Below are 23,832 nucleotides of genomic sequence, written 5' to 3'. Positions count from 1 at the left end.
GTATTAGTAATTAAATTCCTCTTTAGGAGTTAGTAATTCATTATACTCTTCTTTAGAACCTACGATAATGTTATCATAATCCCTCATACCTGTACCAGCAGGTATTCTGTGTCCTACAATAACGTTCTCTTTAAGTCCTTCAAGTCCGTCAACTTTACCAGCTACAGCTGCCTCGTTAAGTACTTTTGTAGTTTCCTGGAACGATGCTGCCGAGATGAACGATTTAGTTTGAAGCGATGCTCTTGTAATACCCTGAAGTATTGGAGTAGCAGTTGCCGGAACAACGTCTCTTGCCACAACAAGGTTTTTGTCACCACGCTTAAGGATTGAGTTCTCATCCCTTAACTCACGAGGAGTAATGATCTGGCCCGGTTTAAGGGTATCAGAATCACCAGCATCTTCAACAACTTTCATTCCGTAAAGTTTATCATTCTCAACGATAAAGTCGCTTGTATGAGCTAACTGATCTTCTAAGAATAATGTATCTCCCGGATCTTCAATCTTCACTTTACGCATCATTTGGCGGATAACAACCTCAAAGTGCTTATCGTTGATTTTTACACCCTGTAGTCGGTAAACTTCCTGAATCTCGTTTACAAGGTACTGCTGTACTGCAGAAGGTCCCTGTATTCTTAAGATATCGTCCGGAGTAATAGCACCGTCTGAAAGTGGCATACCCGCTTTCACGTAGTCATTCTCCTGAACAAGTATCTGGTTAGAAAGTTTTACAAGATATTTCTTGATCTCACCAAATTTAGACTCAATTACAATCTCACGGTTACCTCTCTTGATCTTACCGAATGATACTACACCGTCAATTTCAGATACTACTGCCGGGTTAGAAGGGTTACGTGCTTCAAGAAGCTCGGTAATCCTTGGTAAACCACCGGTAATATCACCCGCTTTAGATGAACGCCTAGGTATCTTAACAAGTACCTTACCAGCCTTAATCTTCTCACCGTTATCTACCATAAGGTGGGCACCTACCGGTAAGTTGTAAGAACGGATTAGTTCGCCATCATTTCCGTAGATCAATAAAGTAGGGATTAATTTCTTATTCCTAGCTTCAGAGATTACTTTCTCCTGGAATCCGGTCTGCTCATCGATCTCAACAATGAACGATTGTCCCTGCTCGATATCTTCATAAGCAATTTTACCGGTAAACTCAGATATAATTACCCCGTTATAAGGGTCCCATTTACATATTACAGTACCTTCATCAACTAACTGGCCGTCTTTCACATAGAAACTAGAACCGTAAGGGATGTTATGTGTATTTAAAACAATTCCGGTGTTCTCGTCAACAAGTTTTAACTCAGTAGAACGTGATACCACGATATCCACTTCATTACCTTCGCTGTCTTCACCTTTAACTGTTTTAAGGTCTTCGATTTCAAGTCTACCACGGAATTTAGTGATGATGCTTGATTCCTCAGAAATGTTACCAGCGGTACCACCCACGTGGAACGTACGTAGTGTAAGCTGTGTACCCGGCTCACCAATTGACTGTGCTGCAATAACACCTACTGCCTCACCTTTTTGTGTCATCTTAGCTGTTGCAAGGTTACGTCCGTAACATTTTGCACATATACCTTTAGGAGCCTCACATGTTAATGGAGAACGTACTTCTACGCTTTCAATTGGTGAAGCTGTAATAGCTCTAACCTCTGCTTCAGTAATTTGCTCACCAGCGTGAACAAGAACTTCTGAAGTAAGCGGATTAATAACATCCTGTAAAGCTACACGTCCTAATATTCTTTCTCCTAAAGATTCTACTATCTCTTCGTTTTTCTTAAGAGCAGTAACCTCAATACCTCTTAAAGTACCACAGTCTACAGAGTTAACAATAACATCCTGAGAAACGTCATGCAGCCTCCTTGTAAGGTATCCTGCATCGGCAGTTTTAAGAGCCGTATCCGCAAGACCTTTACGAGCACCGTGAGTAGAGATAAAGTACTCAAGAATTGAAAGACCTTCTTTAAAGTTTGATAAGATCGGGTTTTCGATAATCTCACCACCACCGGCAGTCGATTTCTTAGGTTTAGCCATCAAACCACGCATACCTGTTAACTGACGAATCTGCTCCTTAGAACCCCTCGCCCCAGAGTCAAGCATCATGTACACCGAGTTGAAACCTTGCTGGTCTTCTCTAATGTTCTTCATTGCAAGCTCAGTAAGTAATGCGTTAGTAGAAGTCCATACGTCAATAACCTGGTTGTAACGCTCATTATTGGTAATAAGACCCATGTTATAGTTCATAGAAATAGCATCTACCTGCTCGTTTGCATCAGCGATAAGCTCCTCTTTTCTTTCAGGGATAATAATATCACCTAAGCTGAAAGAAAGACCTCCTCTAAATGCGAAACGGTAACCCATATCTTTAATATTATCAAGGAAGGCAGCCGTTGTAGGTACATCAGTAGCATTTAATATCTTACCGATAATATCCCTTAACGATTTTTTAGTTAATACCTCATTGATATATCCTGCTGCTTCAGGTACAACTTCGTTGAATAATACCCTACCTGCAGTAGTTTTTATAATTTGATAAACAAGTTCACCTTCTTTATTAAAGTCTTTAGCCCTAACTTTTACAGAAGCATTAAGCTCTACTCTACCTTCATTTAAAGCAATGTTTACTTCTTCAGCAGAATAGAAAGTAAGGCCTTCACCTAAAATCTTGTGCGTATCTGTAGACAAACGCTCTTTGGTCATATAGTAAAGACCAAGAACCATGTCCTGAGATGGTACAGTAATAGGCGCACCGTTAGCAGGGTTAAGTATGTTGTGCGAAGCAAGCATTAATAGCTGTGCCTCAAGTATAGCCTCCGGTCCTAGCGGTAAGTGAACCGCCATCTGGTCACCGTCAAAGTCGGCGTTAAATGCCGTACATACTAACGGGTGCAGCTGTATCGCTTTACCTTCAATAAGTTTAGGCTGGAATGCCTGAATACCTAAACGGTGAAGCGTAGGAGCACGGTTAAGTAATACAGGGTGTCCTTTAATTACGTTTTCAAGGATATCCCATACTACAGGCTCTTTTTTATCGATTATCTTTTTAGCCGATTTAACTGTTTTTACAATACCTCTTTCGATAAGCTTACGGATAACGAATGGTTTGTAAAGCTCAGCAGCCATATCTTTTGGAAGACCACATTCAAACAGTTTCATTTCAGGACCAACAACAATTACCGAACGTGCAGAATAGTCAACACGTTTACCAAGTAGGTTTTGACGGAAACGTCCCTGCTTACCTTTTAATGAATCTGAAAGTGATTTAAGCGGCCTGTTTGATTCTGTTTTAACAGCAGAAGCTTTTCTTGTGTTATCGAATAACGAGTCAACAGATTCCTGAAGCATACGTTTTTCGTTACGAAGGATAACTTCCGGTGCTTTAATCTCCATTAATCTCTTAAGACGGTTGTTACGGATAATAACCCTTCTGTAAAGGTCATTAAGGTCAGACGTAGCAAAACGTCCACCATCCAGAGGTACTAACGGACGAAGCTCTGGCGGGATAACAGGTATAACTTTAAGAATCATCCACTCAGGGCGGTTTTCCCTGTTAAGGTTAGCCTCACGGAAAGATTCTACAACCTGTAATCTTTTAAGTGCTTCTGTTTTACGTTGTTTAGACGTTTCTGTATTAGCACTATGACGTAGGTCATAAGACAACTGGTCAAGATCGATTCTTGCCAATAAATCCATAATACATTCAGCACCCATTTTAGCAATAAACTTATTAGGGTCTGTATCGTCTAAGTATTGATTTTCCATCGGAAGAGAGTCTGCAATGTTCAGGTACTCCTCCTCTGTTAAAAAGTCTAGTTCTTTAAGCGCCTCCCCATCAGGACCTTTAGCAATACCCGGCTGGATAACCACATACCTTTCATAGTATATGATCATGTCTAATTTCTTAGACGGAAGGCCAAGAAGATAACCAATTTTGTTTGGTAATGAACGGAAGTACCATATGTGAGCAATAGGCACAACAAGGTTGATGTGTCCTACTCTGTCACGACGTACTTTTTTCTCCGTAACCTCTACACCACAACGGTCACAAACGATTCCTTTATAACGGATTCTTTTGTATTTACCACAAGCACACTCAAAGTCTTTTACAGGACCAAAGATACGCTCACAGAAAAGTCCGTCCCTTTCCGGTTTGTGGGTACGATAGTTAATGGTTTCCGGTTTTAACACCTCACCTCTTGATTCGGCAAGGATTGACTCCGGAGAAGCAAGACCTATCGAAATCTGGTTAAATCTTTTAACGGTATTTTTATCTTTTAATCTCGTCATGATATGAATCTATCAATTATATTAAAAACGCTATAAAAGGGAATGGCGCCAAGGCACCACTCCCGTGGAAATTTATTCTTCTAATCTGATGTCTAGTCCAAGACCTTTAAGCTCGTGCATCAATACGTTGAATGATTCCGGCAATCCTGGTTCCGGCATGGTTTCACCCTTAACGATAGCCTCGTAAGTTTTAGCCCTACCTATAACGTCATCCGATTTAACAGTCAGTATCTCCCTTAAGGTACTAGAAGCACCATATGCCTCAAGAGCCCATACCTCCATCTCTCCAAAACGCTGACCACCAAACTGAGCTTTACCTCCAAGAGGCTGCTGAGTGATAAGCGAGTAAGGACCGATAGAACGTGCGTGCATCTTATCATCTACCATGTGACCCAGTTTAAGCATGTAGATAACACCTACAGTTGCTGCCTGGTGGAAACGCTCTCCGGTACCACCATCATATAGATAAGTGTGACCAAAACGAGGTATTCCAGCCTCATCAGTAAGCTTGTTGATCTGATCAAGCGAAGCACCATCAAAAATAGGAGTAGCGAACTTCTTACCTAACTTCATACCAGCCCATCCAAGAACAGTCTCATAAATCTGACCGATGTTCATACGAGATGGTACCCCTAGTGGGTTAAGAACGATATCTACCGGTGTTCCGTCTTCAAGGAATGGCATATCCTCCTGACGAACAATCTTAGCAACAATACCTTTGTTACCGTGACGACCCGCCATTTTATCACCCACTTTAAGCTTACGTTTCTTAGCGATGTAAACTTTAGCAAGTTTTAAAATTCCTGATGGAAGCTCATCCCCTACAGTAATAGTAAATTTCTCTCTTCTTAATGCACCCTGAAGGTCGTTCAGCTTAATTTTATAGTTGTGGATAAGGTCGTTAACCATAGCATTGGTTTCGTCATCCGTTGTCCACTGTCCTTTAGTTAAGTGAGCGAAATCTTCAACAGCATAAAGCATCTTCTGAGTATATTTCTTACCTTTTGGTAATACTTCCTCACCAAGATCATTCATTACTCCCTGAGAAGTTTTTCCGTTAACGATATTAAATAACTTATCGATAAGTCTGTCTTTAAGCTCATTGAACTTAACTTCAAACTCCATTTCAAGTTTAGTTAAATCGTCTTTATCTTTTGTACGTTTGCGTTTATCTTTTACTGCTCTCGCAAATAATTTCTTATCAAGAACAACACCATGTAATGATGGAGAAGCTTTTAATGAAGCATCCTTAACATCACCCGCTTTATCACCAAAGATAGCTCTTAATAACTTCTCTTCAGGTGTAGGGTCTGATTCTCCTTTAGGAGTAATCTTACCAATAAGGATATCACCAGGTTTAACTTCTGCACCAATCCTGATCATACCGTTCTCATCAAGATCCTTAGTAGCCTCTTCACTTACGTTAGGAATATCGTTAGTTAATTCTTCGTTACCTAATTTAGTATCCCTTACCTCTAGTGAATAGTCATCTACGTGGATAGATGTAAAGATATCATCACGAACTACTTTCTCAGAAATTACGATCGCATCCTCAAAGTTATAACCTTTCCAAGGCATGAACGCCACCTGAAGGTTTCTACCAAGAGCAAGCTCTCCGTTTTGTGTTGCATAACCTTCACAAAGTACCTGTCCTTTTACAACTCTGTCACCTCTTCTTACGATAGGCTTAAGGTTGATACTTGTACTCTGGTTGGTTTTTCTGAACTTGATAAGCTTGTATGTCTTCTCATCCGTATCAAAGCTAACGCTTCTTTCACGATCTGTTCTGTCATACTTAATAGTAATCTCGTTTGCATCAACATACTCAACAACACCGTTACCTTCGGCATTGATAAGTACTCTTGAATCTGACGCTACCTGACGCTCAAGACCGGTACCAACGATAGGTGAATCAGGACGTAATAATGGTACGGCCTGACGCATCATGTTTGATCCCATCAACGCACGGTTAGCATCATCGTGCTCAAGGAATGGGATTAATGAAGCTGAGATTGAAGCAATCTGGTTAGGAGCAACGTCAGTATAATGTACTACAGATGGCTCAACAACCGGGAAGTCACCTTCCTCACGGGCAATAACTCTTTCGGCAGTGATATCACCTTTGTCGCTCATCTCAATATTTGCCTGAGCAATAAGCTTACCTTCTTCTTCCTCTGCACTTAAATAAATTGGTTCAGACTCTAAATCAACTTTACCGTTTTCTACTTTACGATAAGGTGTTTCAATGAAGCCCATACCGTTTACCTTAGCATAAACACCTAGAGAAGAGATCAAACCAATGTTTGGACCCTCTGGTGTTTCAATAGGACATAAACGTCCGTAATGCGTATAGTGAACGTCTCGCACCTCGAAACCTGCTCTCTCTCTCGAAAGACCACCAGGCCCTAGTGCAGACAATCTTCTTTTGTGTGTAATCTCCGCTAATGGATTTGTTTGATCCATGAACTGAGATAGCTGGTTAGTACCAAAGAAAGAGTTGATAACTGACGACAATGTTTTAGCATTGATAAGGTCAATTGGTGTAAACACCTCGTTATCCCTAACGTTCATACGCTCTCTGATGGTTCTCGCCATACGCGCCAAACCTACGCCAAACTGAGCCGAAAGTTGTTCACCTACAGTTCTTACACGACGGTTTGATAAGTGGTCGATATCATCAATTTCTGCTTTAGAGTTGATAAGTTCAATTAGATATTTAACGATAGTAATGATATCCTCTTTGGTAAGCACCTGCTTATCCATAGGAATATCAAGATTTAGTTTTTTGTTCATTCTGTAACGACCAACTTCACCTAAGTTGTAACGCTGATCTGAGAAGAACAATTTATCTATAATGCCACGAGCCGTTTCCTCATCAGGCGGTTCTGCATTACGCAGCTGACGGTATATGTGCTCTACAGCTTCTTTTTCTGAGTTTGTTGGGTCTTTCTGTAAAGTATTATGGATAATAGCATAATCTGCCTGATTATTATCCTCTTTATGTAACAGAATAGATTTTACATTAGAATCAATGATCTCCTCAACATTATCTTTGTCGATAAGAGTATCCCTGTCTAATATAATCTCATTACGCTCAATAGACACTACCTCTCCTGTATCCTCATCCACAAAGTCTTCATGCCACGTGTTAAGAACACGAGCAGCAAGCCTTCTGCCTATATACTTCTTAAGACCGGTTTTAGAAACCTTAACCTCTTCAGCAAGGTCAAAAATTTCAAGGATGTCCTTATCCCTTTCAAAACCAATTGCCCTGAATAATGTTGTAACCGGTAACTTTTTCTTCCTGTCGATGTAAGCATACATCACATTGTTGATATCGGTTGCAAACTCAATCCATGAACCTTTGAAAGGAATTACCCTTGCAGAATATAATTTTGTTCCGTTTGCGTGGAAGGATTGACCGAAGAAAACACCCGGTGATCTGTGTAACTGAGATACAACTACACGCTCTGCACCATTGATAACAAATGTACCGCTAGGTGTCATATAAGGTATAGTACCTAAATATACGTCCTGTACAATTGTCTCAAAATCCTCATGCTCAGGGTCTGTACAATACAGCTTTAATCTTGCCTTTAACGGCACGCTGTAAGTTAGCCCCCTGTCTATACACTCCTCAATTGTATACCTAGGCGGATCAACAAAGTAGTCAAGGAACTCCAGTACAAACTGATTTCTGGTATCAGTGATCGGAAAGTTTTCCATGAAGGTGTTATAAAGACCTTCGTTGCCTCTTTCGTCAGATTTAGTTTCAAGTTGAAAAAAATCCTTGAAAGACTTAACCTGAATATCCAGAAAGTCAGGGTACGCAGGAATGTTTTTCGTAGAGGCAAAATTTAATCTCTCAGTCTGATTTGTTATCATCAATGGACAAAATTTTGATTAAAAAAGTTTAATAAGAAAGCGTATAATGTTATTATACGAAAAATGGTTTAGGCCTTTGAGAGATTTTCTCAAGGCCTAAACCTAGGTTTTCAAACCGAAGTCTGCTTATTTAAGCTCAACTACAGCTCCAGCTTCTTCTAAAGATTTTTTAAGACCTTCAGCCTCGTCTTTAGCAACACCTTCTTTTACGTTTGCAGGAGCAGAATCTACAAGATCTTTAGCCTCTTTAAGACCTAGACCAGTAAGTTCTTTTACAGCTTTAACAACAGCTAATTTAGAAGCACCAGCATCTTTAAGTACTACAGTGAATTCTGTTTGCTCAGCAGCAGCCTCAGCACCAGCACCACCTGCAGGACCAGCAACAGCTACAGCAGCAGCTGCAGGCTCGATACCATACTCATCTTTTAATATTGTAGCTAGTTCGTTAACTTCTTTAACTGTTAAGTTAACTAATTGTTCTGCGAATTGTTTTAAATCTGCCATTTTCTATCGTTTTAAATAGTTTTTAAAATATATAATTTATTAAGTGCGTACTCGCGTTGGTTATTATCTTTCAGATAATGTTTTAACAATACCCGCAATCTTGCCTCCACCTGATTTAAGAGCAGAAACAACATTTTTAGCAGGCGATTGAAGTAATCCGATGATGTCTCCGATAACTTCTTCTTTAGATTTAAGAGCAACAAGAGAATCTAACTGGTTGTCGCCGATAAATACCGCCTCATTAATGTAAGCTCCTTTTAATAAAGGCTTATCAGATTTTTTACGGAATTCTTTGATTACTTTAGCAGGAGCATTTCCTACTTCAGCAAACATAATGGAAGTGTTTCCTTTTAATATCGATGGTAATTCACCATAGTTATTTTCAGAAGACTCCATTGCTTTCTCAATAAGAGTATTTTTAACAACCTCTAACTTGATACCTGCTTTAAAGCAAGCTCTTCTTAAGTTTGAAGTAGTTTCTGCATCAAGGCCCGATATATCTGCAAGATAGATCACATTTGAACCGGTTAACTGTGCAGTTAAATCTTCAATAACTCTTGATTTTTCTTCTCTGGTCATAATAAAACTTTTTAACTACCAATTATACCGCCTTAGGATCTAAAGCAATAGCAGGACTCATAGTACTAGAGATGTGAATACTCTTAATGTAAGTACCTTTTGCTGCAGTTGGTTTTAATTTGATTAATGTTTGAATAATTTCGTGAGCGTTCTCAGAAATCTTGTCAGCATCAAAAGATACTTTTCCGATTCCGGCGTGAACAATACCGGTTTTATCAACTTTAAAGTCAATTTTACCAGCTTTCACTTCCTGAACAGCTTTTGCAACGTCCATAGTTACGGTACCTGTTTTAGGATTAGGCATTAAACCTCTTGGACCTAAAACTCTACCTAACGGACCCAGTTTACCCATAACGCTTGGCATAGTAATGATAACATCAACATCTGTCCAACCGTCTTTAATTTTTTGAAGGTAGTCATCTAAACCTACGTGGTCTGCACCAGCAGCCTTAGCTTCAGCTTCTTTATCAGGAGTTACTAATGCAAGTACTCTAACGTCTTTACCTGTACCGTGTGGTAATGTAACAACCCCTCTAACCATTTGATTCGCTTTCCTAGGATCTACACCCAAACGTACTGCGATATCAACAGACTCATCAAATTTTGCAGAAGCAACTGTTTTGATTAATGCAGAAGCATCTTTCAGAGAATACAGCTTGTTCTTTTCAATTTTTGAAGCAGCCTCTTTTTGTTTTTTTGTCAATTTTGCCATGTCTTTTTTTTCTTTTTACGATTAAAAAGGAGCTGTTCCTGATACTGTTATACCCATAGATCTTGCAGTACCGGCAACCATACTCATTGCTTTCTCAATAGTGAATGCATTTAGGTCAGCCATTTTGTCTTCTGCAATAGCTCTAATTTGATCCCAAGTAACACTAGCTACTTTCTTACGGTTTGGTTCACCAGAACCCGACTTTAACTTAGCAGCTTCTAATAATTGAATAGCTGCAGGTGGCGTTTTAACAACAAATTCAAAAGACTTGTCTTTATACACAGTAATTTGTACTGGTAATACTTTGCCTGGTTTATCCTGAGTTCTAGCATTAAATTGCTTACAGAACTCCATGATGTTAACTCCAGCAGCCCCCAAAGCAGGTCCAACCGGTGGCGAAGGATTCGCAGCACCTCCCTTAACTTGTAGTTTAACTACTTTACTAATTTCTTTAGCCATTTCTTTAAAAGATTTAGCACATCTTCATTTGGAAGCGAATGATGTGATTTATATATTAGTGTAACAAAAATTATACTTTTTCAACCTGCATAAAGCTTAACTCCAATGGTGTCTTTCTTCCAAAAATCTTCACCATCACCTCAAGCTTACGCTTATCTTCGTTAACCTTCTCAACTGTACCGTTAAATCCGTTAAACGGCCCGTCGATAACTTTAACTGTTTCACCTACTACATAAGGTATCGCAACGTTATCTGTCTTAACAGAAAGTTCGTCTACTTTACCCAGCATCCTGTTAACTTCCGAAAGACGTAACGGCACAGCGTCTCCGCCTTTAGTTTCACCAAGGAAACCAATAACTCCGGAAATTGACTTAATTATATGAGGTATTTCTCCGGTTAGATTTGCTTCAATCATAACATATCCCGGAAAATAAACTCTGTCTTTGCTAATTTTCTTACCATCTCTAACCTGTACTACTTTTTCAGTAGGAACAAGTACCTGAGAAACATAATCAGCCATACCTAAACGGCTTATCTCAGTTTCGATGTAGTTTTTAACTTTATTTTCCTGACCGCTTACCGCTCTAACCACATACCATTTTTTGACATTGTTATCAGTCATCGTAATAAAATTAATTTTTTAAGAAATCATAAATTCTCGCAACAACAACTTCAAACCCTCTATCAACTGCAAATGTTGCTAAAGCAAAAAGTATAGAAAAAACAGCAACAATAATAGTTAATCGCTGTACTTCTGACCATTCAGGCCACGTTACATTTGTCTTTAACTCAGTAAATGCTTCTGATATATAATTGGTAACCTTTGCCATATAATTTCGTTTTTTGCACGGGCGGAGGGATTCGAACCCCCATCAACGGTTTTGGAGACCGCTATTCTACCCTTGAACTACGCCCGTTTGTTATAAAAGCCGGCAGTTACAAAAGCACTGCCGGCCTTTTATTATTTAACTAATAAATTAGTCTAGAATTTCAGTAACCTGACCAGCACCTACAGTTCTACCACCCTCACGGATAGCGAAACGTAGACCTACGCTTAGAGCGATTGGACTAAGTAATTGTACATCAATAGTAAGGTTATCACCAGGCATAACCATCTCAACACCTGCAGGTAAGTTAATAGTACCTGTTACGTCAGTTGTACGAACGTAGAACTGAGGACGGTAGTTGTTATGGAATGGAGTGTGACGACCACCTTCTTCTTTTTTAAGGATATAAACCTCTGCTTTGAATTTAGCGTGAGGCTTAACTGATCCTGGCTTACAGATAACCATACCACGACGGATATCAGCTTTATCTATACCACGAAGAAGTAGACCTACGTTATCACCAGCTTCACCTCTGTCAAGGATTTTACGGAACATCTCAACACCTGTAATAGTAGATGTCAATTTGTCAGCACCCATACCAATGATTTCTACAGGATCACCTGTGTTAGCAACACCAGTTTCGATACGACCTGTAGCAACAGTACCACGACCAGTGATTGTGAATACGTCTTCAACAGGCATAAGGAATGGCTTCTCTCTATCACGTACCGGCTCTTCGATCCAGTTATCAACTGCATCCATAAGCTCCATAACAGTATCAACCCATTTTGGCTCACCGTTAAGTGCACCTAGAGCAGAACCTTTAATTACAGGACCGTTATCACCATCATACTGATAGAATGATAATAGGTCACGGATTTCCATCTCTACTAGCTCAAGTAGCTCAGCATCATCAACCATATCCACTTTGTTCATGAATACAACGATTCTTGGAACACCTACCTGACGACCTAGAAGGATGTGCTCACGAGTTTGTGGCATTGGACCATCTGTAGCAGCAACTACAAGAATAGCACCGTCCATCTGAGCAGCACCAGTAACCATGTTCTTAACGTAATCCGCGTGACCTGGACAGTCAACGTGAGCGTAGTGACGGTTAGCAGTAGCGTACTCTACGTGAGATGTATTAATAGTAATACCCCTTTCTTTTTCTTCAGGAGCATTATCAATTTGATCAAATGATCTTGCTTCAGAAAGACCTGCATCAGCTAATACTTTAGTAATAGCAGCAGTCAAAGTTGTTTTTCCGTGGTCAACGTGTCCAATAGTACCAATATTCAAGTGCGGTTTGGAACGATCAAAAGTTTCCTTTGCCATGATTTAATAATTTAATCTTAGTTATATAATTAGTGTTCAAATTTTTACTAATATTGAGCCAATGACGGGATTTGAACCCGTGACCTCTTCCTTACCAAGGAAGCACTCTACCCCTGAGCTACACCGGCTTAATCCTAAGCTCTCGCTTAAAGTTAGTGGGGAGAGCAGGATTCGAACCTGCGAAGGTTTCCCAACGGATTTACAGTCCGTCCTCGTTGGCCGCTTGAGTATCTCCCCTAACCTTTATCTTCAGTTGCTTTTCAAAAAACTTTGAGCCGATGGAGGGACTCGAACCCACGACCTGCTGATTACAAATCAGCTGCTCTAGCCAGCTGAGCTACACCGGCAACTTAGAATAAAAAAAGTCCGCTATTTCTAACGGACTGCAAATGTATAGATTTTTTATTTTAATCAAAACATTTTTGAACTTTTTTTTCAGTTATGAATGCGCTCTTACTTTTTGTTTTCTTTTCACCAATAAACGCTCCATGGAATCAGCCGCTAACATTACAGCCTCCTCAAATGTCTTACACTGTTTTTTGACTACAAATTCGTCTCCGGGAACACTAACTTTAAGCTCTGCAATCTTATTAATTTTTGCACTCGTATTATCCAGTTTAAAAAACACATCAGAACATACAACTCTGTCATAATACTTATCAAGCTTATCCAATTTTTCCTGAACATAGCCAACCAGTTTTCTGTCAACATTAAAGTTGACTGCATGAACATTTACTTTCATAAACATAACTTTTAAAATAGTTAAACATTATGAATCATTTCGGTTACGGGGATGCGCTTCCTGATATACTTTTTTAAGCTCCGCAAGACTGCTGTGCGTGTATATTTGAGTAGAAGACAAACTTGCGTGACCTAATAATTCTTTTACTGAGTTTAAATCTGCTCCGTTATTGAGTAAATGTGTAGCGAAAGTATGACGCAACACATGAGGACTCTTTTTAACCTTAGCAGAGACAACACTAAAGTAACTATTTATTAACCTATAAACAAAAGATTCACTCACTTTTTGACCCCTCCTGTTTAAAATTAACACATCTCTGTCTACTATATTTTCAAGCTCATTTCTTTCTGTAAGATATTTTGTAATAAGTTGAGCAGTACAGCTCAAAACCGGTAATATTCTCTCCTTATTTCTCTTACCTAAAACCTTTAAAGTCTGCCCACCTTTATCATAGGAGTTAAGTTTTAGACCAATAAGCTCTGCCCTACGCATGCCTGTTGTATAAAAAAGCTCCACAATAAGCCTGTCCCTAACACCATCAAAATCATCGGCATACTCCATTTCCTCATACACAGCAGTAAGCTCTTTTTCAGAAAAAGGAACCTGGATTTTTTTTTCTGTTTTAAGCGACTTGTGTTTTTGAAGCGGATTGATCTCAATCTGCTTTGCACGAAGTAAAAATTTGTAAAACGATTTAAGCGAAGATATCTTTCGGTTTACCGAGCGGTTAGATAACCCCTGCTCCACCAAATTTACTATCCAACCCCTAATGTGAGCATAAACCACATCTTCAAGTTCCATACTTTCATCATCCTGTTTGATAAATGATTCAAATTCAGACAAATCATTAGTATAAGCCTTAAGGGTTAAAAGAGAATAATTCTTCTCCTTTAAAAGATAATCTGCATATGCCTGTTTAGAATTAATCATAAAAAAACCGTTAACAGCAAAGTTAATGAACTTTTCTGCTAACGGTTATTATTTTAAATCCAAAAAATTAATTAGTTCTCTACAGAGTCTCTTAATGTTTGGATATAAGCTGCTTTCTGGATTTGAGCTCTTCTTACAACAGATGGTTTCGTGAACTGCTGACGACTTCTTAGTTGTCTAACAACTCCTGTTTTATCAAATTTTCTCTTGTAGCGCTTTAGAGCTCTATCGATATTCTCTCCGTCTTTAATTGGTATAATCAACATAATATAACACCTCCTCTCGTTAAGGGTGCAAACTTATAAAATATTTTTTGATTAAAAACCAATTATTTAAATTTATTTTACCGACCAAATGGTATACCCATGAGGGGGCGCCTGAATTTTTACCCAGGTATCACTTTGAGTAGTAGGCTCCCAACCTGAATTACCCGTATAATCTTTTATAACTGTATTAGCCCAGTTAGTATCTACCCATCTTTCCTGCCATGAATTACTATTATTGATATAAACTACTAACCCCGGACTTCCGTTTCTTCTCGCCACATACTCATCATTGTCTGCATATAAATAAGTTGTGTTACCCGAAGCCTTATTATTATGTATCCATATAAGGTTATTCATTTTATTTTTATCCAGCCACTCTTCATAATCCCTGTAAAATACACAAGGGTAACCTTCATGAGTCATTATATAAGCATAAGCCAGTAACTTATTATTATATATCTCATCCGTATCATGGTTAGCTACAAAAGTTACAGCTTTATAGGAATTACGTTTTAAAAGCATATCTCCATTTAGCTGAGTAAGATCATTACCCATAAAAGCATCCCTCATCCTGTAGTAACACGCAAAGTCAAAAGCACTGGCTTCTGCCTGATTAGCCCACCACTCTAAAGTAGCCGCATTGCCATCCCAATACTCCCCTACAGCAAAACCACCTGCGGCATTTTTAAAATTCTTAACCACCCACGGTTCAAAACCTTTTACATAATCAAAACGCCAGCCATCAAACCCCATCACATTCTTATAATATTTAGCTATAGAGTTAGAGTTGTTGTACAACCAGTCCTGCACATATTGTTTATCATGACACAAATCAGGATATCCGCCAAACGAACCTGAATCCCCGGAATGCACATCATTAGGATGAAAATCATAATAAGACCTATTAAACAATCCTGAAGCAGGCTGAAAGTTGGTCCATGTATTGCCCCCCGTAAAAGGGTTAGCCTGCGAAGCACCACCGCTGTTGTGATTAATAACGATATCAGCTATAACACTTACCCCGTTTGAATGAGCTGTAGAAATAAGTGACTGAATCTCCGATAGGGAACCGAAGCGGGTTTCCGTACTACCCATTTGATTATAGCTACCGAAATCAAAATAATCAAAAGGATCATACCCCATAGAAAACGGGCCGTTTTGTGCCTTTGTAGCAGGAGGCAGCCATATAGCATCTATACCGGCGTTTTTCCATGCAGGAACTTTACCTTTTACCGTATTCCACCATGTCCCCCCAGCCGGAACATCCCAGTAAAAGGCCTGCATCATAACCTTAGAACCTATAGCCTTTGTATTGAATACCGGAGTGGTAACCTCCTGACTTGTCTGGATGTCATCTTTAACATCCGCTTCATCGCTACAGCTTATTAAAGCCAAAGCGAACAGTAGAGTAAATATGTATTTCATAATTAAAAGGGTTAAATTTTATTTAATCTACATATATAACCCCTTCATTTTACGAAATCAAAAAATATTTTAACACTACAACGTTGTAATGTTGATAAGTTTAATAAAAAAAGAGCAACCTATATAAGTTGCTCTTTTACAATTATTTAAATTATAAATAATTAGTCTTTTAATATGTTCCGTGATATTACAAGTTTCTGGATTTCAGTTGTTCCTTCACCTATAGTACATAATTTGGAGTCTCTGTAAAACTTCTCAACTGGGTAATCTTTAGTATAGCCATACCCTCCATGTATCTGTACCGCTTCATTAGAAACCCTTACACATACTTCAGATGAATACATTTTACCCATTGCTCCCGCAACGGTCATTTTTTTATTGTTATTCTTAAGATAAGCCGCTTTGTGAAGTAGTAATTCAGATGCCTCAATTTCTGTAGCCATATCGGCAAGCTTAAAAGCAATACCCTGGAAACTACTGATAGGCTGACCAAACTGATAACGCTCTTTAGAATATTTAAGAGCAGCTTCATAAGCTCCTTTTGCTATACCTAACGATAACGCACCGATAGAAATCCTACCTCCGTCAAGAACCTTCATCGCCTGAACAAAACCATCTCCTACTTCACCTAATCTGTTTGCATCCGGAACACGGCAGTTATCAAAAATAAGCTCTGCAGTTTCGCTGGCACGCATACCTAACTTGTCTTCTTTTTTACCACTTGTAAAACCAGGCATGCCTTTTTCAAATACAAAAGCAGTCATACCTTTAGAATCACCTTTTTCTCCCGTACGAACAATAACCACAGCTATATCACCCGATTTAGCATGCGTAATAAAGTTCTTAGCACCGTTAACAACCCAGTGGTCTCCGTCTTTTACAGCAGTAGTATTCATACCCCCTGCATCAGATCCTGTATTGTGTTCCGTTAACCCCCATGCACCTATATGCACGGCAGTTGCCAGTTTAGGAATCCATCTCTTTTTTTGCTCCTCATTACCAAAAGTAAGGATATGATTTGTACATAACGAGTTATGTGCCGCTACCGATAAACCTATTGAAGGGTCTACCTTAGATATTTCTTCTACAACAGTAATATATTCATGATAACCAAGCCCTGTTCCTCCATATTCTTCCGGAACAAGAACTCCCATATATCCCATTTCGCCAAGTTTCTTAAAAAGGTCTACCGGAAAGTGTTGTTTTTCGTCCCATTCCATAATATTAGGACGTATATGCTGATCTGCAAAATCCTTAATGGAGTCAGCAATCATTTTTTGGGTTTCGCTATATTCGAAATTCATTTTGACTATTTTTTTTAGAATTCCAAATATAAGGCAATTATTTTTTCTTTTTCAACAGGAAAACCATTTATTTCTAACAAATCCTCAATTTTAGAAAAATTTCCTAACATGCTGCGTTGGGTAATAATTGCTCTGGCTAAATCTTTATTAAAATAAGGAAATCTTGAAAGTTGATGTAAAGAAGCCGTATTTACATTTATAGTTTTTACTATCGGTTCATGAAGCACTGCGAACTTATCCCCTATAAGAAGTAAAGCATCAGAGGGAACATCATCAAAATCATCAAGCTGATTCATATTCACATAACCGCCAAGCTGCTCCCTTTTTTCAAGAATACACTTGGCATAATAAGGTCCTATCCCATAAACACTCTGCAGTTGTTCGCTGGTTGCAGCATTAATATCTATTACTTTAATCCTTTCTTCTTTTACAGGTTTTTGTTTTGCCTCTCCCTTACTTACCATAATGTCAGGTTTTTCAGAAAAGCGGAAGTAAGGTTTTAGCTTTAGTAATAAAGTATCATGTATACCGGTAACTTCCTTAAACTCTTCGGGAGAGTTAACATAAGCTCCTGTTTTTCTAAATACGGTCAGTTTATCAAGCTGTACTTCATTCAGCCCAAGTATATACGCTTTATAGTCGGAAATGAAATTAGGATTAAAAGGAAAGATAGTATCTTTCTTAACAGACTTCGCTTCTTTAAGCCTGTCAATTTCTTCCTGATGAGATAACCATTCTGCCTCTTCAGGAGAAATCTCTTTATTACCCGAAAAACCAAATGATGTGAATATAAAATAGCCTGCCTGAAAAATGATAATCAGAAACAGTAAAGCCATAACACCCTTTCGTTGCCCTTTAGTAAAACGCAAAAAGAATCCGAAAGGTTTTTTCATTCTTAAGAATGTATAAGAAGTTTATAAATCGAATACCGAACTGCGTTTGGTATAAACAGCATCTTTTAAGCGAAGCCAGAAGGCAAGCGTAAGATATACCCCAAACCATAACCCAACAGTTACAAAGGATATATATATAAAGAACAGTCTTACGTTTGTAGCACGCATACCCAGCCTGTCGGCCAGACGGGCTGACACACGAAAACCGTGTCTTTCAAAAAAGTGCCTGATGTTTGTTACAAATGACATAAATAGAATTTGAAGTCCAAATTTAAACAAAAAGTTAGTATTATAAGCTTTTAATAAGCTCTAACCCTAAAGCGCACTGCATACATTTTTTATGAGCGCAGTATTCATTCCTTAATTGTAATAAAGACTGACTATCGTATGCCGATTCCACGGGAACCTTATAGTATTTAAACTTATCGATAACAGCATTCTTTTCAGGTGCTATTTCCTGAAGTAAGGCAATCATCCCCTCGTCTGATTCTTTACCTACATGCTTATTGTAAGCAAACTTAAAGGGAATAACCGTATTAATAACCAGCAGGTCTATAAATGATGACGAAAGGGTTTTTCTTTTTCTTGTGCTTTCTTTATCAAACTGGTAATGGGTTTGCCAATAGTCTCCAGACTGAATCTTTAAAATATCATGGATACTTTTTAAAGAATCTGCTTCTATTATTTTAGAAAAAAGGTTTTGATGCAAATGATATAACTGTGCTAATTGCGACAGGCGTATAGTAGGAAAATTATCGGGGCGCAGTTTAAAAAACTGCAGTTCGTTTATATGGACTTCTTCAAACCTGTATTTGGTAAAGAGGTAATTGTACCTTGTCTGTAATTCTTTATAGTAAACATCCTCTTTATCTCCTTTAAGTAGTCCTGCCCTACCCATAAAGAGTGCTTCAAGATTTTCTGCTTCAAATCCTTCTTTCCTTATAATAGCAAACGGAATTGACCCTGCTATTTTATAAAAAATCTCTCCATTTGTATTTAATCCGAAATTCTTAGCCAAAAAACAGAACAAAACAGCCTCCCAGTCATTTGCCGTTTCTTTTGCCAACTCCAGCACAGGTAAAGATTTCCTTTCCAGCCTTTCAAAAAACAATCTCTCTTTCCAGTTGGCAAAAACAAAACTGTTTACCGTAGCCAACTCCTTTTCACAATATATCCAGGTTTTAGGTGAGGTTAACGAACGGTAACTATCTACAAGACTTTTATCTGTATAATCCTTTAATTGCAATACCGGAATCTCAGTATTATCCTTTCTAAAGATTTCTGTATCATGTTCCCATACCACATGAAGCACCACATTCTCATAAGCGGCATCTCGTTCATGATTATGCACATACCAATCGGAAGACTTTAAATGTATCTCTACATTGCCTGCCCATTTTTGTGTACCTATTATAAGTTGTGCATTAAAAAAATCAGGACCCGCCTGTTGCAGGTATTGTCCTGAATTCAGGATCTCTATTTTTTCTCCTTTGGTGGTATGTATATTCAGCAGATCAAACTTTTTGAACTGCCATAAATAATGGAGGAAGTCTTCTTTCATTTTAGGGTGTGGTTACAAACCCCTAAAGTAAAGAAAAATCTTAAAAAAGCTTTATCTGATTGTTATGAAGTAAATAAAGTTTAGCGCAGGCCCTCGCATCAGACAATGCTTCATGGTGATTAAGTTCTATACCGTTGCGCTCACTACAATATTTTAAATTAGCTGGCTTATAGCCCTTTGCCCTATAAATACGACAGGTACACTCCCATTTATCAGCCAGCTCCAGTTCGTCATAATACAACCCGTAATATTTCATGGTTTTTATCAGCACATTTCTATCAAAAGCTTCATTGTGTGCTACAATCTTCCTGCCGTAAAGCCTTTTTTGTATTTCGGGAAAAATATCGTCAAAAGTTGGGATATCAAGAGTCTCTACAGGCTTTATACCGTGTACCATTATATTCCTGTACCAGTATTCATTATCCGGTGGCTGGATAAGTGTATAATATTCTTCGGTTATTTCACCATTTTCAACAGTTACTATACCTACTGCACAGGCACTATGTGCATAACCGGTTGCAGTTTCAAAATCTATGGCTGTAAACGTACTCATATAAAAAAAGAAAAGAGCCATAAAGGCCCTTTTCAAATATAGTCAAATTATTTTATCGAACTTATGATATCATGCTTGGTTATAATATGGTGTTTACCATTTCCTAAATCTACCAACACTGCCTGATTGTCCTTATTGATAAGCTTAGACACTTCCTCAATTGAAGTATTGGCCTGTACTACAGGATATGGTTTACCCATTACCTCCCTGATTGGCTTTTCAGCTATATCCTTATCCTCCACATAGCTCCTGAATAAATCAGTCTCATCAACCGAACCTATAAAACCATTAGTATCTATAACCGGGATTTGAGATATTTTGTATTTACGTAAACGCTCTATAGCATGCGACACCAATTCTTCGGTTCTTACCACCACAAGTGGTTTATCTGCATGATCTTTAATCAGATCCTCTGCTTTAGTAATTTCCTCATCAAGGAAACCTCTTTCACGCATCCAGTCGTCGTTAAACATCTTACCCACATAACGGCTGCCGCTATCATGGAATAATACCACAACAACATCGTCTTTTTTAAAGTTTTCTTTCAGCTGAAGTAAGCCTTTTATAGCAGCCCCGGCAGAGTTACCTACAAATATTCCTTCTTCAAGAGCCAATTTTCTGGTATAAACCGCCGCATCCTTATCGGTCACTTTAGTAAAGCCGTCAATTAAAGAGAAGTCTACGTTTTTAGGTAATATATCCTCCCCTATACCTTCTGTGATATAAGAGTAAATTTCATTCTCATCAAATACTCCGGTTTCATGGTATTTTTTGAATACTGAACCATAAGTATCAATACCCCATATCTTGATATTAGGGTTTTTCTCTTTTAAATATTTTGCAACGCCCGATATAGTACCTCCGGTACCTACCCCTACTACAAAATGTGTAATCTTACCTTCCGTCTGTTCCCAAATCTCAGGACCAGTCTGCTCATAATGAGCAACAGCGTTAGACGGATTATCATATTGGTTAACATACCATCCGTTAGGTGTTTCTTGTGCCAGTCTTTTAGATACCGAATAGTAAGAACGAGGGTCGGTTGGTTCAACATCGGTAGGACAAACCACAACCTTGGCTCCAACAGCTCTAAGAATATCCATTTTTTCTTTAGACTGCTTGTCTGAAATAACACAAATAAGCTTATACCCTTTAACAATCGCTGCTAAAGCAAGTCCCATACCTGTATTTCCCGAAGTACCTTCAATAATAGTACCTCCCGGTTTTAAACGACCGTCAGCCTCTGCATCTTCTATCATTTTCACAGCCATCCTGTCCTTAACCGAGTTACCCGGATTAAAAGTTTCAACTTTCGCCAAAACCAAAGCTTCAATATCTTCAGTCAGTTTATTAAGTTTTACTAAAGGTGTATTACCAATGGTTTCAAGTATGTTTTTTGCGTATTTCATTATAATAGTAAATGTTGCCTCAAATTTGAGGACAAAGATATTAGATAAAGCTTAAAAAAACAGTTAAATGACAGAATCTTAAGAGAAGAAATCCCAGATAACACCAAAACGTATAACAAAATCCTTATAAGGATAAGTAGGTGCCGAATAATAGTTATACCCTGAAAAAGAAGAATTAAAATGTTCTGCCTTAAGGAACACCCTAAACTGTTTTACTTTTGCATTGATAAAGAAATCCATTAAAGGAAAGTCGCCTATCTTCTTTTCATCCTGAACATAAAACTCTCCCAAAAGCGGATTATAACCATTCATATAGTATTTTGTAAAATACTGGAATGTTACTCCTGTCTGGACAAACAATGCTTTTTTAAACAGGTATTCTGAAAAATAAAGGGTATTTCTGGTAGTAAAGTCCGGTACATTTAAAATCGCATCGCTTTGTGAAACACTTTGATAAAGGAGTGTGTTATCAAGTCCAAACTTACCAAACTTAATATCCTTTGATGCTTTTACCGAAAAGTAATTAATTGTACCATCAAACTGAGCAGGTTTTACAATCAAAGGTTCAACATCATCCGAATCATAAGCTACATCAAGCCTTTCAAAATACAATTTATCTTTTAATACTGTATACTGCATAGAAGCAGTGAGCCACTTGGTTTTAGCTTCAAACTCAAAGTTGTTTATTTTTTCATTCTTTAGCTCATTATACCAGTTGTATTCCACATAACTGCTCTGGTAAAGTCTATAGTTTAAATCAGGAAGCTTGTTCATGTTCTGGTACCTAAAGCTAAGCTCATTTTCATCGTTAAACCTATATCTGGCAGAAGCCTGTATATTAGCCAACGACTGATCTGTTATAGAATTTGAGAAAAGTACCGATCCTTTAAGCTTACCTTTTTGATAAGTATATCTTGCACCATAAGTATCAATCCTGTCATTTAATAAATTGGGTACAAAGTTATCTCCCAATATAACTCTGTTATAGTAATAGTTATATGTATAGTCTTCAACATAAAACTCAAGTGTACCTATATTATCATTTGTATAGGCTGCACCTACCATATTATACATTCTGTTGTATCTGGTTTTATTGTTTACATTTGAGGTATACCACGGACCAAACCTTGCACTCGCAGTTGGCTGGGTATATGTAAACGATTTATTCTCATAGTTAAACTGATGATGCAACAGTATACTATTAGGATTGCTTTTACTTAATCTAAAGGTATGGTCAACAAAATACCTATTACCCTTAAGCAAAGAAGAAGCATCCTGAAAATACACCTCTAACCTTTCTCTATCAGTGTAAAGTGCATCACCGCTCTCAAAAAGATTAGTATCTATAATACCTCCATTCTCCTGATTGGATATATCCTGAGCTGTTACATGAAGTTTTAAGTTATATCTTTTGTCTTTTGTATTATAACTTGTAATAAACCTGAAGTTACCATTACTGGAAATAGAGTTTACATATTTACCTATAGAGCGTAAACCTTTATAGGCTACTGCAAAGTTTAGATTTTCAGAAGTATTTAAAGTAATAAATGCATCCAGCATCTGTCCCTGAGACAGTACCGACCTGTAAAACAAATCAGTATAAGGAGTAGGAACATTATAATAGTTAATATCATTTACCTCCATATAAGCCGCATGTTTAGCTTTAAAACCAAACTCAGGAAACGGGTTATGATCTACCAATCCATAGTCAAGAATATTATAGGTTTGTCCTATATTAGGGAACTGCAGTAAGCCGAAATTATCTTTTCTAAGATAATTAACTTTATAATCATTTTGTACTGTTAGTGATGTATCAACATAGGTAGTATCCCTATCCAGTGTTATAATTTTATACATGTCAACAGTAGCAATTGTATCCTTTTCCTTCTTAGCCCCTCGCTTTAAATCGGCATTACTATCAGACGTCTGCATCTTATTTTCAGATGTAGTATTACCAGCAGATCTTAATCCTTTCTTATTGTTTATTTGTGAAAACAACACAACAGGAAAAAGCAACATATAAAAAATAATAAACTTCTTTAGCATCGGGCTTTGATAATTTGGACAAAGATAATTTTTTAGCTTTAAACAAACATATAAAAAAACCCGCTTAACAGCGGGTTTTTAAATTATATATAAAATA

At 38.0% G+C, this 23,832-nt stretch carries 20 protein-coding genes and 4 tRNA genes; all 24 read right to left on the bottom strand.

Translation table 11 applies throughout. The annotated features are described in order from the left end of the window. Positions 1-3: 3 nt before the first annotated feature. Entirely contained in the window at positions 4-4,302 is a 4,299-nt protein-coding gene (gene rpoC, locus NU09_RS12620; protein WP_129751653.1) for a DNA-directed RNA polymerase subunit beta', read from the bottom strand. A gap of 72 nt (positions 4,303-4,374) precedes the next feature. Then, positions 4,375-8,187, bottom strand: coding sequence for a DNA-directed RNA polymerase subunit beta (gene rpoB / locus NU09_RS12615; RefSeq protein ID WP_129751652.1), 3,813 nt, complete (start codon positions 8,185-8,187; stop codon positions 4,375-4,377). Positions 8,188-8,313: 126 nt separating this feature from the next. Beyond that, complete coding sequence (gene rplL, locus NU09_RS12610; protein WP_129751651.1) at positions 8,314-8,691, bottom strand: 50S ribosomal protein L7/L12; 378 nt, start codon at positions 8,689-8,691, stop codon at positions 8,314-8,316. 63 nt (positions 8,692-8,754) lie between these two features. Then, positions 8,755-9,270 carry a 50S ribosomal protein L10 gene (gene rplJ, locus NU09_RS12605; RefSeq protein WP_129751650.1) on the bottom strand — a complete coding sequence of 172 codons (516 nt, stop codon included), beginning with the start codon at positions 9,268-9,270 and terminating at the stop codon, positions 8,755-8,757. Positions 9,271-9,292: 22 nt separating this feature from the next. Further along, a complete protein-coding gene (rplA, locus tag NU09_RS12600) occupies positions 9,293-9,982 on the bottom strand; it encodes a 50S ribosomal protein L1 (protein WP_129751649.1) in 690 nt (229 codons plus the stop codon). Positions 9,983-10,003: 21 nt separating this feature from the next. After that, the gene (gene rplK, locus NU09_RS12595; RefSeq protein ID WP_129751648.1) at positions 10,004-10,441 is read right to left on the bottom strand and encodes a 50S ribosomal protein L11; all 438 of its coding nucleotides are present in this window, start codon (positions 10,439-10,441) and stop codon (positions 10,004-10,006) included. A gap of 70 nt (positions 10,442-10,511) precedes the next feature. After that, positions 10,512-11,063, bottom strand: a complete 552-nt coding sequence (gene nusG, locus NU09_RS12590; RefSeq protein ID WP_129751647.1) for a transcription termination/antitermination protein NusG — start codon at positions 11,061-11,063, stop codon at positions 10,512-10,514. A gap of 10 nt (positions 11,064-11,073) precedes the next feature. Next, positions 11,074-11,271 (bottom strand): preprotein translocase subunit SecE, encoded by a 198-nt coding sequence (gene secE, locus NU09_RS12585; RefSeq protein ID WP_129751646.1) that lies wholly within the window; start codon positions 11,269-11,271, stop codon positions 11,074-11,076. Between the two features lie 16 nt (positions 11,272-11,287). Beyond that, a tRNA-Trp gene (locus NU09_RS12580) sits at positions 11,288-11,358 on the bottom strand. 60 nt (positions 11,359-11,418) lie between these two features. Continuing rightward, positions 11,419-12,606 (bottom strand): elongation factor Tu, encoded by a 1,188-nt coding sequence (gene tuf, locus NU09_RS12575; RefSeq protein WP_129751645.1) that lies wholly within the window; start codon positions 12,604-12,606, stop codon positions 11,419-11,421. Between the two features lie 56 nt (positions 12,607-12,662). Beyond that, positions 12,663-12,734, bottom strand: a tRNA-Thr gene (locus tag NU09_RS12570). Between the two features lie 28 nt (positions 12,735-12,762). Beyond that, positions 12,763-12,843, bottom strand: a tRNA-Tyr gene (locus NU09_RS12565). A 36-nt stretch (positions 12,844-12,879) separates the two neighbouring features. Beyond that, a tRNA-Thr gene (locus NU09_RS12560) sits at positions 12,880-12,953 on the bottom strand. A 92-nt stretch (positions 12,954-13,045) separates the two neighbouring features. After that, complete coding sequence (hpf, locus tag NU09_RS12555) at positions 13,046-13,348, bottom strand: ribosome hibernation-promoting factor, HPF/YfiA family (protein ID WP_129751644.1); 303 nt, start codon at positions 13,346-13,348, stop codon at positions 13,046-13,048. A gap of 27 nt (positions 13,349-13,375) precedes the next feature. Beyond that, on the bottom strand, positions 13,376-14,278 hold the full coding sequence (locus NU09_RS12550) for a tyrosine-type recombinase/integrase (RefSeq protein ID WP_129751643.1): 903 nt from the start codon (positions 14,276-14,278) through the stop codon (positions 13,376-13,378). A 71-nt stretch (positions 14,279-14,349) separates the two neighbouring features. Then, a complete protein-coding gene (gene rpsU, locus NU09_RS12545; protein WP_129751642.1) occupies positions 14,350-14,544 on the bottom strand; it encodes a 30S ribosomal protein S21 in 195 nt (64 codons plus the stop codon). A 72-nt stretch (positions 14,545-14,616) separates the two neighbouring features. Next, positions 14,617-15,969 carry an alpha-amylase gene (locus NU09_RS12540; RefSeq protein WP_129751641.1) on the bottom strand — a complete coding sequence of 451 codons (1,353 nt, stop codon included), beginning with the start codon at positions 15,967-15,969 and terminating at the stop codon, positions 14,617-14,619. Between the two features lie 161 nt (positions 15,970-16,130). Next, positions 16,131-17,273 (bottom strand): acyl-CoA dehydrogenase family protein, encoded by a 1,143-nt coding sequence (locus tag NU09_RS12535; protein WP_129751640.1) that lies wholly within the window; start codon positions 17,271-17,273, stop codon positions 16,131-16,133. Between the two features lie 14 nt (positions 17,274-17,287). Continuing rightward, positions 17,288-18,166: a ComEA family DNA-binding protein gene (locus tag NU09_RS12530; protein WP_129751639.1), complete on the bottom strand. Its 879-nt coding sequence runs from the start codon at positions 18,164-18,166 to the stop codon at positions 17,288-17,290. A 21-nt stretch (positions 18,167-18,187) separates the two neighbouring features. Then, positions 18,188-18,415, bottom strand: a complete 228-nt coding sequence (locus tag NU09_RS12525; RefSeq protein WP_129751638.1) for a PspC domain-containing protein — start codon at positions 18,413-18,415, stop codon at positions 18,188-18,190. 40 nt (positions 18,416-18,455) lie between these two features. Beyond that, entirely contained in the window at positions 18,456-19,727 is a 1,272-nt protein-coding gene (locus NU09_RS12520; protein ID WP_129751637.1) for a DUF2851 family protein, read from the bottom strand. A 40-nt stretch (positions 19,728-19,767) separates the two neighbouring features. Then, positions 19,768-20,280 carry a 3'-5' exonuclease gene (locus NU09_RS12515; protein ID WP_129751678.1) on the bottom strand — a complete coding sequence of 171 codons (513 nt, stop codon included), beginning with the start codon at positions 20,278-20,280 and terminating at the stop codon, positions 19,768-19,770. A 47-nt stretch (positions 20,281-20,327) separates the two neighbouring features. Next, on the bottom strand, positions 20,328-21,689 hold the full coding sequence (locus NU09_RS12510) for a pyridoxal-phosphate dependent enzyme (protein ID WP_129751636.1): 1,362 nt from the start codon (positions 21,687-21,689) through the stop codon (positions 20,328-20,330). Between the two features lie 78 nt (positions 21,690-21,767). Continuing rightward, the gene (locus tag NU09_RS12505) at positions 21,768-23,735 is read right to left on the bottom strand and encodes a putative porin (protein WP_129751635.1); all 1,968 of its coding nucleotides are present in this window, start codon (positions 23,733-23,735) and stop codon (positions 21,768-21,770) included. Positions 23,736-23,832 lie beyond the last annotated feature (97 nt).

The organism is Flavobacterium beibuense, from assembly GCF_004151245.1.
Classification (GTDB): domain Bacteria; phylum Bacteroidota; class Bacteroidia; order Flavobacteriales; family Flavobacteriaceae; genus Flavobacterium; species Flavobacterium beibuense_A.
Note: the sequence above shows the minus strand (reverse complement) of the source record. Positions and strands in the feature narration are given on the sequence as shown.

Coding starts and splice junctions, on each gene's coding strand:
- NU09_RS12535 (WP_129751640.1), bottom strand. CDS start 17,273: ATGAATTTCGAATATAGCGAAACCCAAAAAATGATTGCTGACTCCATT.
- secE (WP_129751646.1), bottom strand. CDS start 11,271: ATGGCAAAGGTTACCAATTATATATCAGAAGCATTTACTGAGTTAAAG.
- NU09_RS12550 (WP_129751643.1), bottom strand. CDS start 14,278: ATGATTAATTCTAAACAGGCATATGCAGATTATCTTTTAAAGGAGAAG.
- NU09_RS12525 (WP_129751638.1), bottom strand. CDS start 18,415: ATGTCATTTGTAACAAACATCAGGCACTTTTTTGAAAGACACGGTTTT.
- NU09_RS12515 (WP_129751678.1), bottom strand. CDS start 20,280: ATGAGTACGTTTACAGCCATAGATTTTGAAACTGCAACCGGTTATGCA.
- NU09_RS12505 (WP_129751635.1), bottom strand. CDS start 23,735: ATGCTAAAGAAGTTTATTATTTTTTATATGTTGCTTTTTCCTGTTGTG.
- nusG (WP_129751647.1), bottom strand. CDS start 11,063: ATGACTGATAACAATGTCAAAAAATGGTATGTGGTTAGAGCGGTAAGC.
- NU09_RS12510 (WP_129751636.1), bottom strand. CDS start 21,689: ATGAAATACGCAAAAAACATACTTGAAACCATTGGTAATACACCTTTA.
- NU09_RS12540 (WP_129751641.1), bottom strand. CDS start 15,969: ATGAAATACATATTTACTCTACTGTTCGCTTTGGCTTTAATAAGCTGT.
- tuf (WP_129751645.1), bottom strand. CDS start 12,606: ATGGCAAAGGAAACTTTTGATCGTTCCAAACCGCACTTGAATATTGGT.
- rplJ (WP_129751650.1), bottom strand. CDS start 9,270: ATGACCAGAGAAGAAAAATCAAGAGTTATTGAAGATTTAACTGCACAG.
- NU09_RS12520 (WP_129751637.1), bottom strand. CDS start 19,727: ATGAAAGAAGACTTCCTCCATTATTTATGGCAGTTCAAAAAGTTTGAT.
- hpf (WP_129751644.1), bottom strand. CDS start 13,348: ATGAAAGTAAATGTTCATGCAGTCAACTTTAATGTTGACAGAAAACTG.
- NU09_RS12530 (WP_129751639.1), bottom strand. CDS start 18,166: ATGAAAAAACCTTTCGGATTCTTTTTGCGTTTTACTAAAGGGCAACGA.
- rpsU (WP_129751642.1), bottom strand. CDS start 14,544: ATGTTGATTATACCAATTAAAGACGGAGAGAATATCGATAGAGCTCTA.
- rplA (WP_129751649.1), bottom strand. CDS start 9,982: ATGGCAAAATTGACAAAAAAACAAAAAGAGGCTGCTTCAAAAATTGAA.
- rpoC (WP_129751653.1), bottom strand. CDS start 4,302: ATGACGAGATTAAAAGATAAAAATACCGTTAAAAGATTTAACCAGATT.
- rpoB (WP_129751652.1), bottom strand. CDS start 8,187: ATGATAACAAATCAGACTGAGAGATTAAATTTTGCCTCTACGAAAAAC.
- rplL (WP_129751651.1), bottom strand. CDS start 8,691: ATGGCAGATTTAAAACAATTCGCAGAACAATTAGTTAACTTAACAGTT.
- rplK (WP_129751648.1), bottom strand. CDS start 10,441: ATGGCTAAAGAAATTAGTAAAGTAGTTAAACTACAAGTTAAGGGAGGT.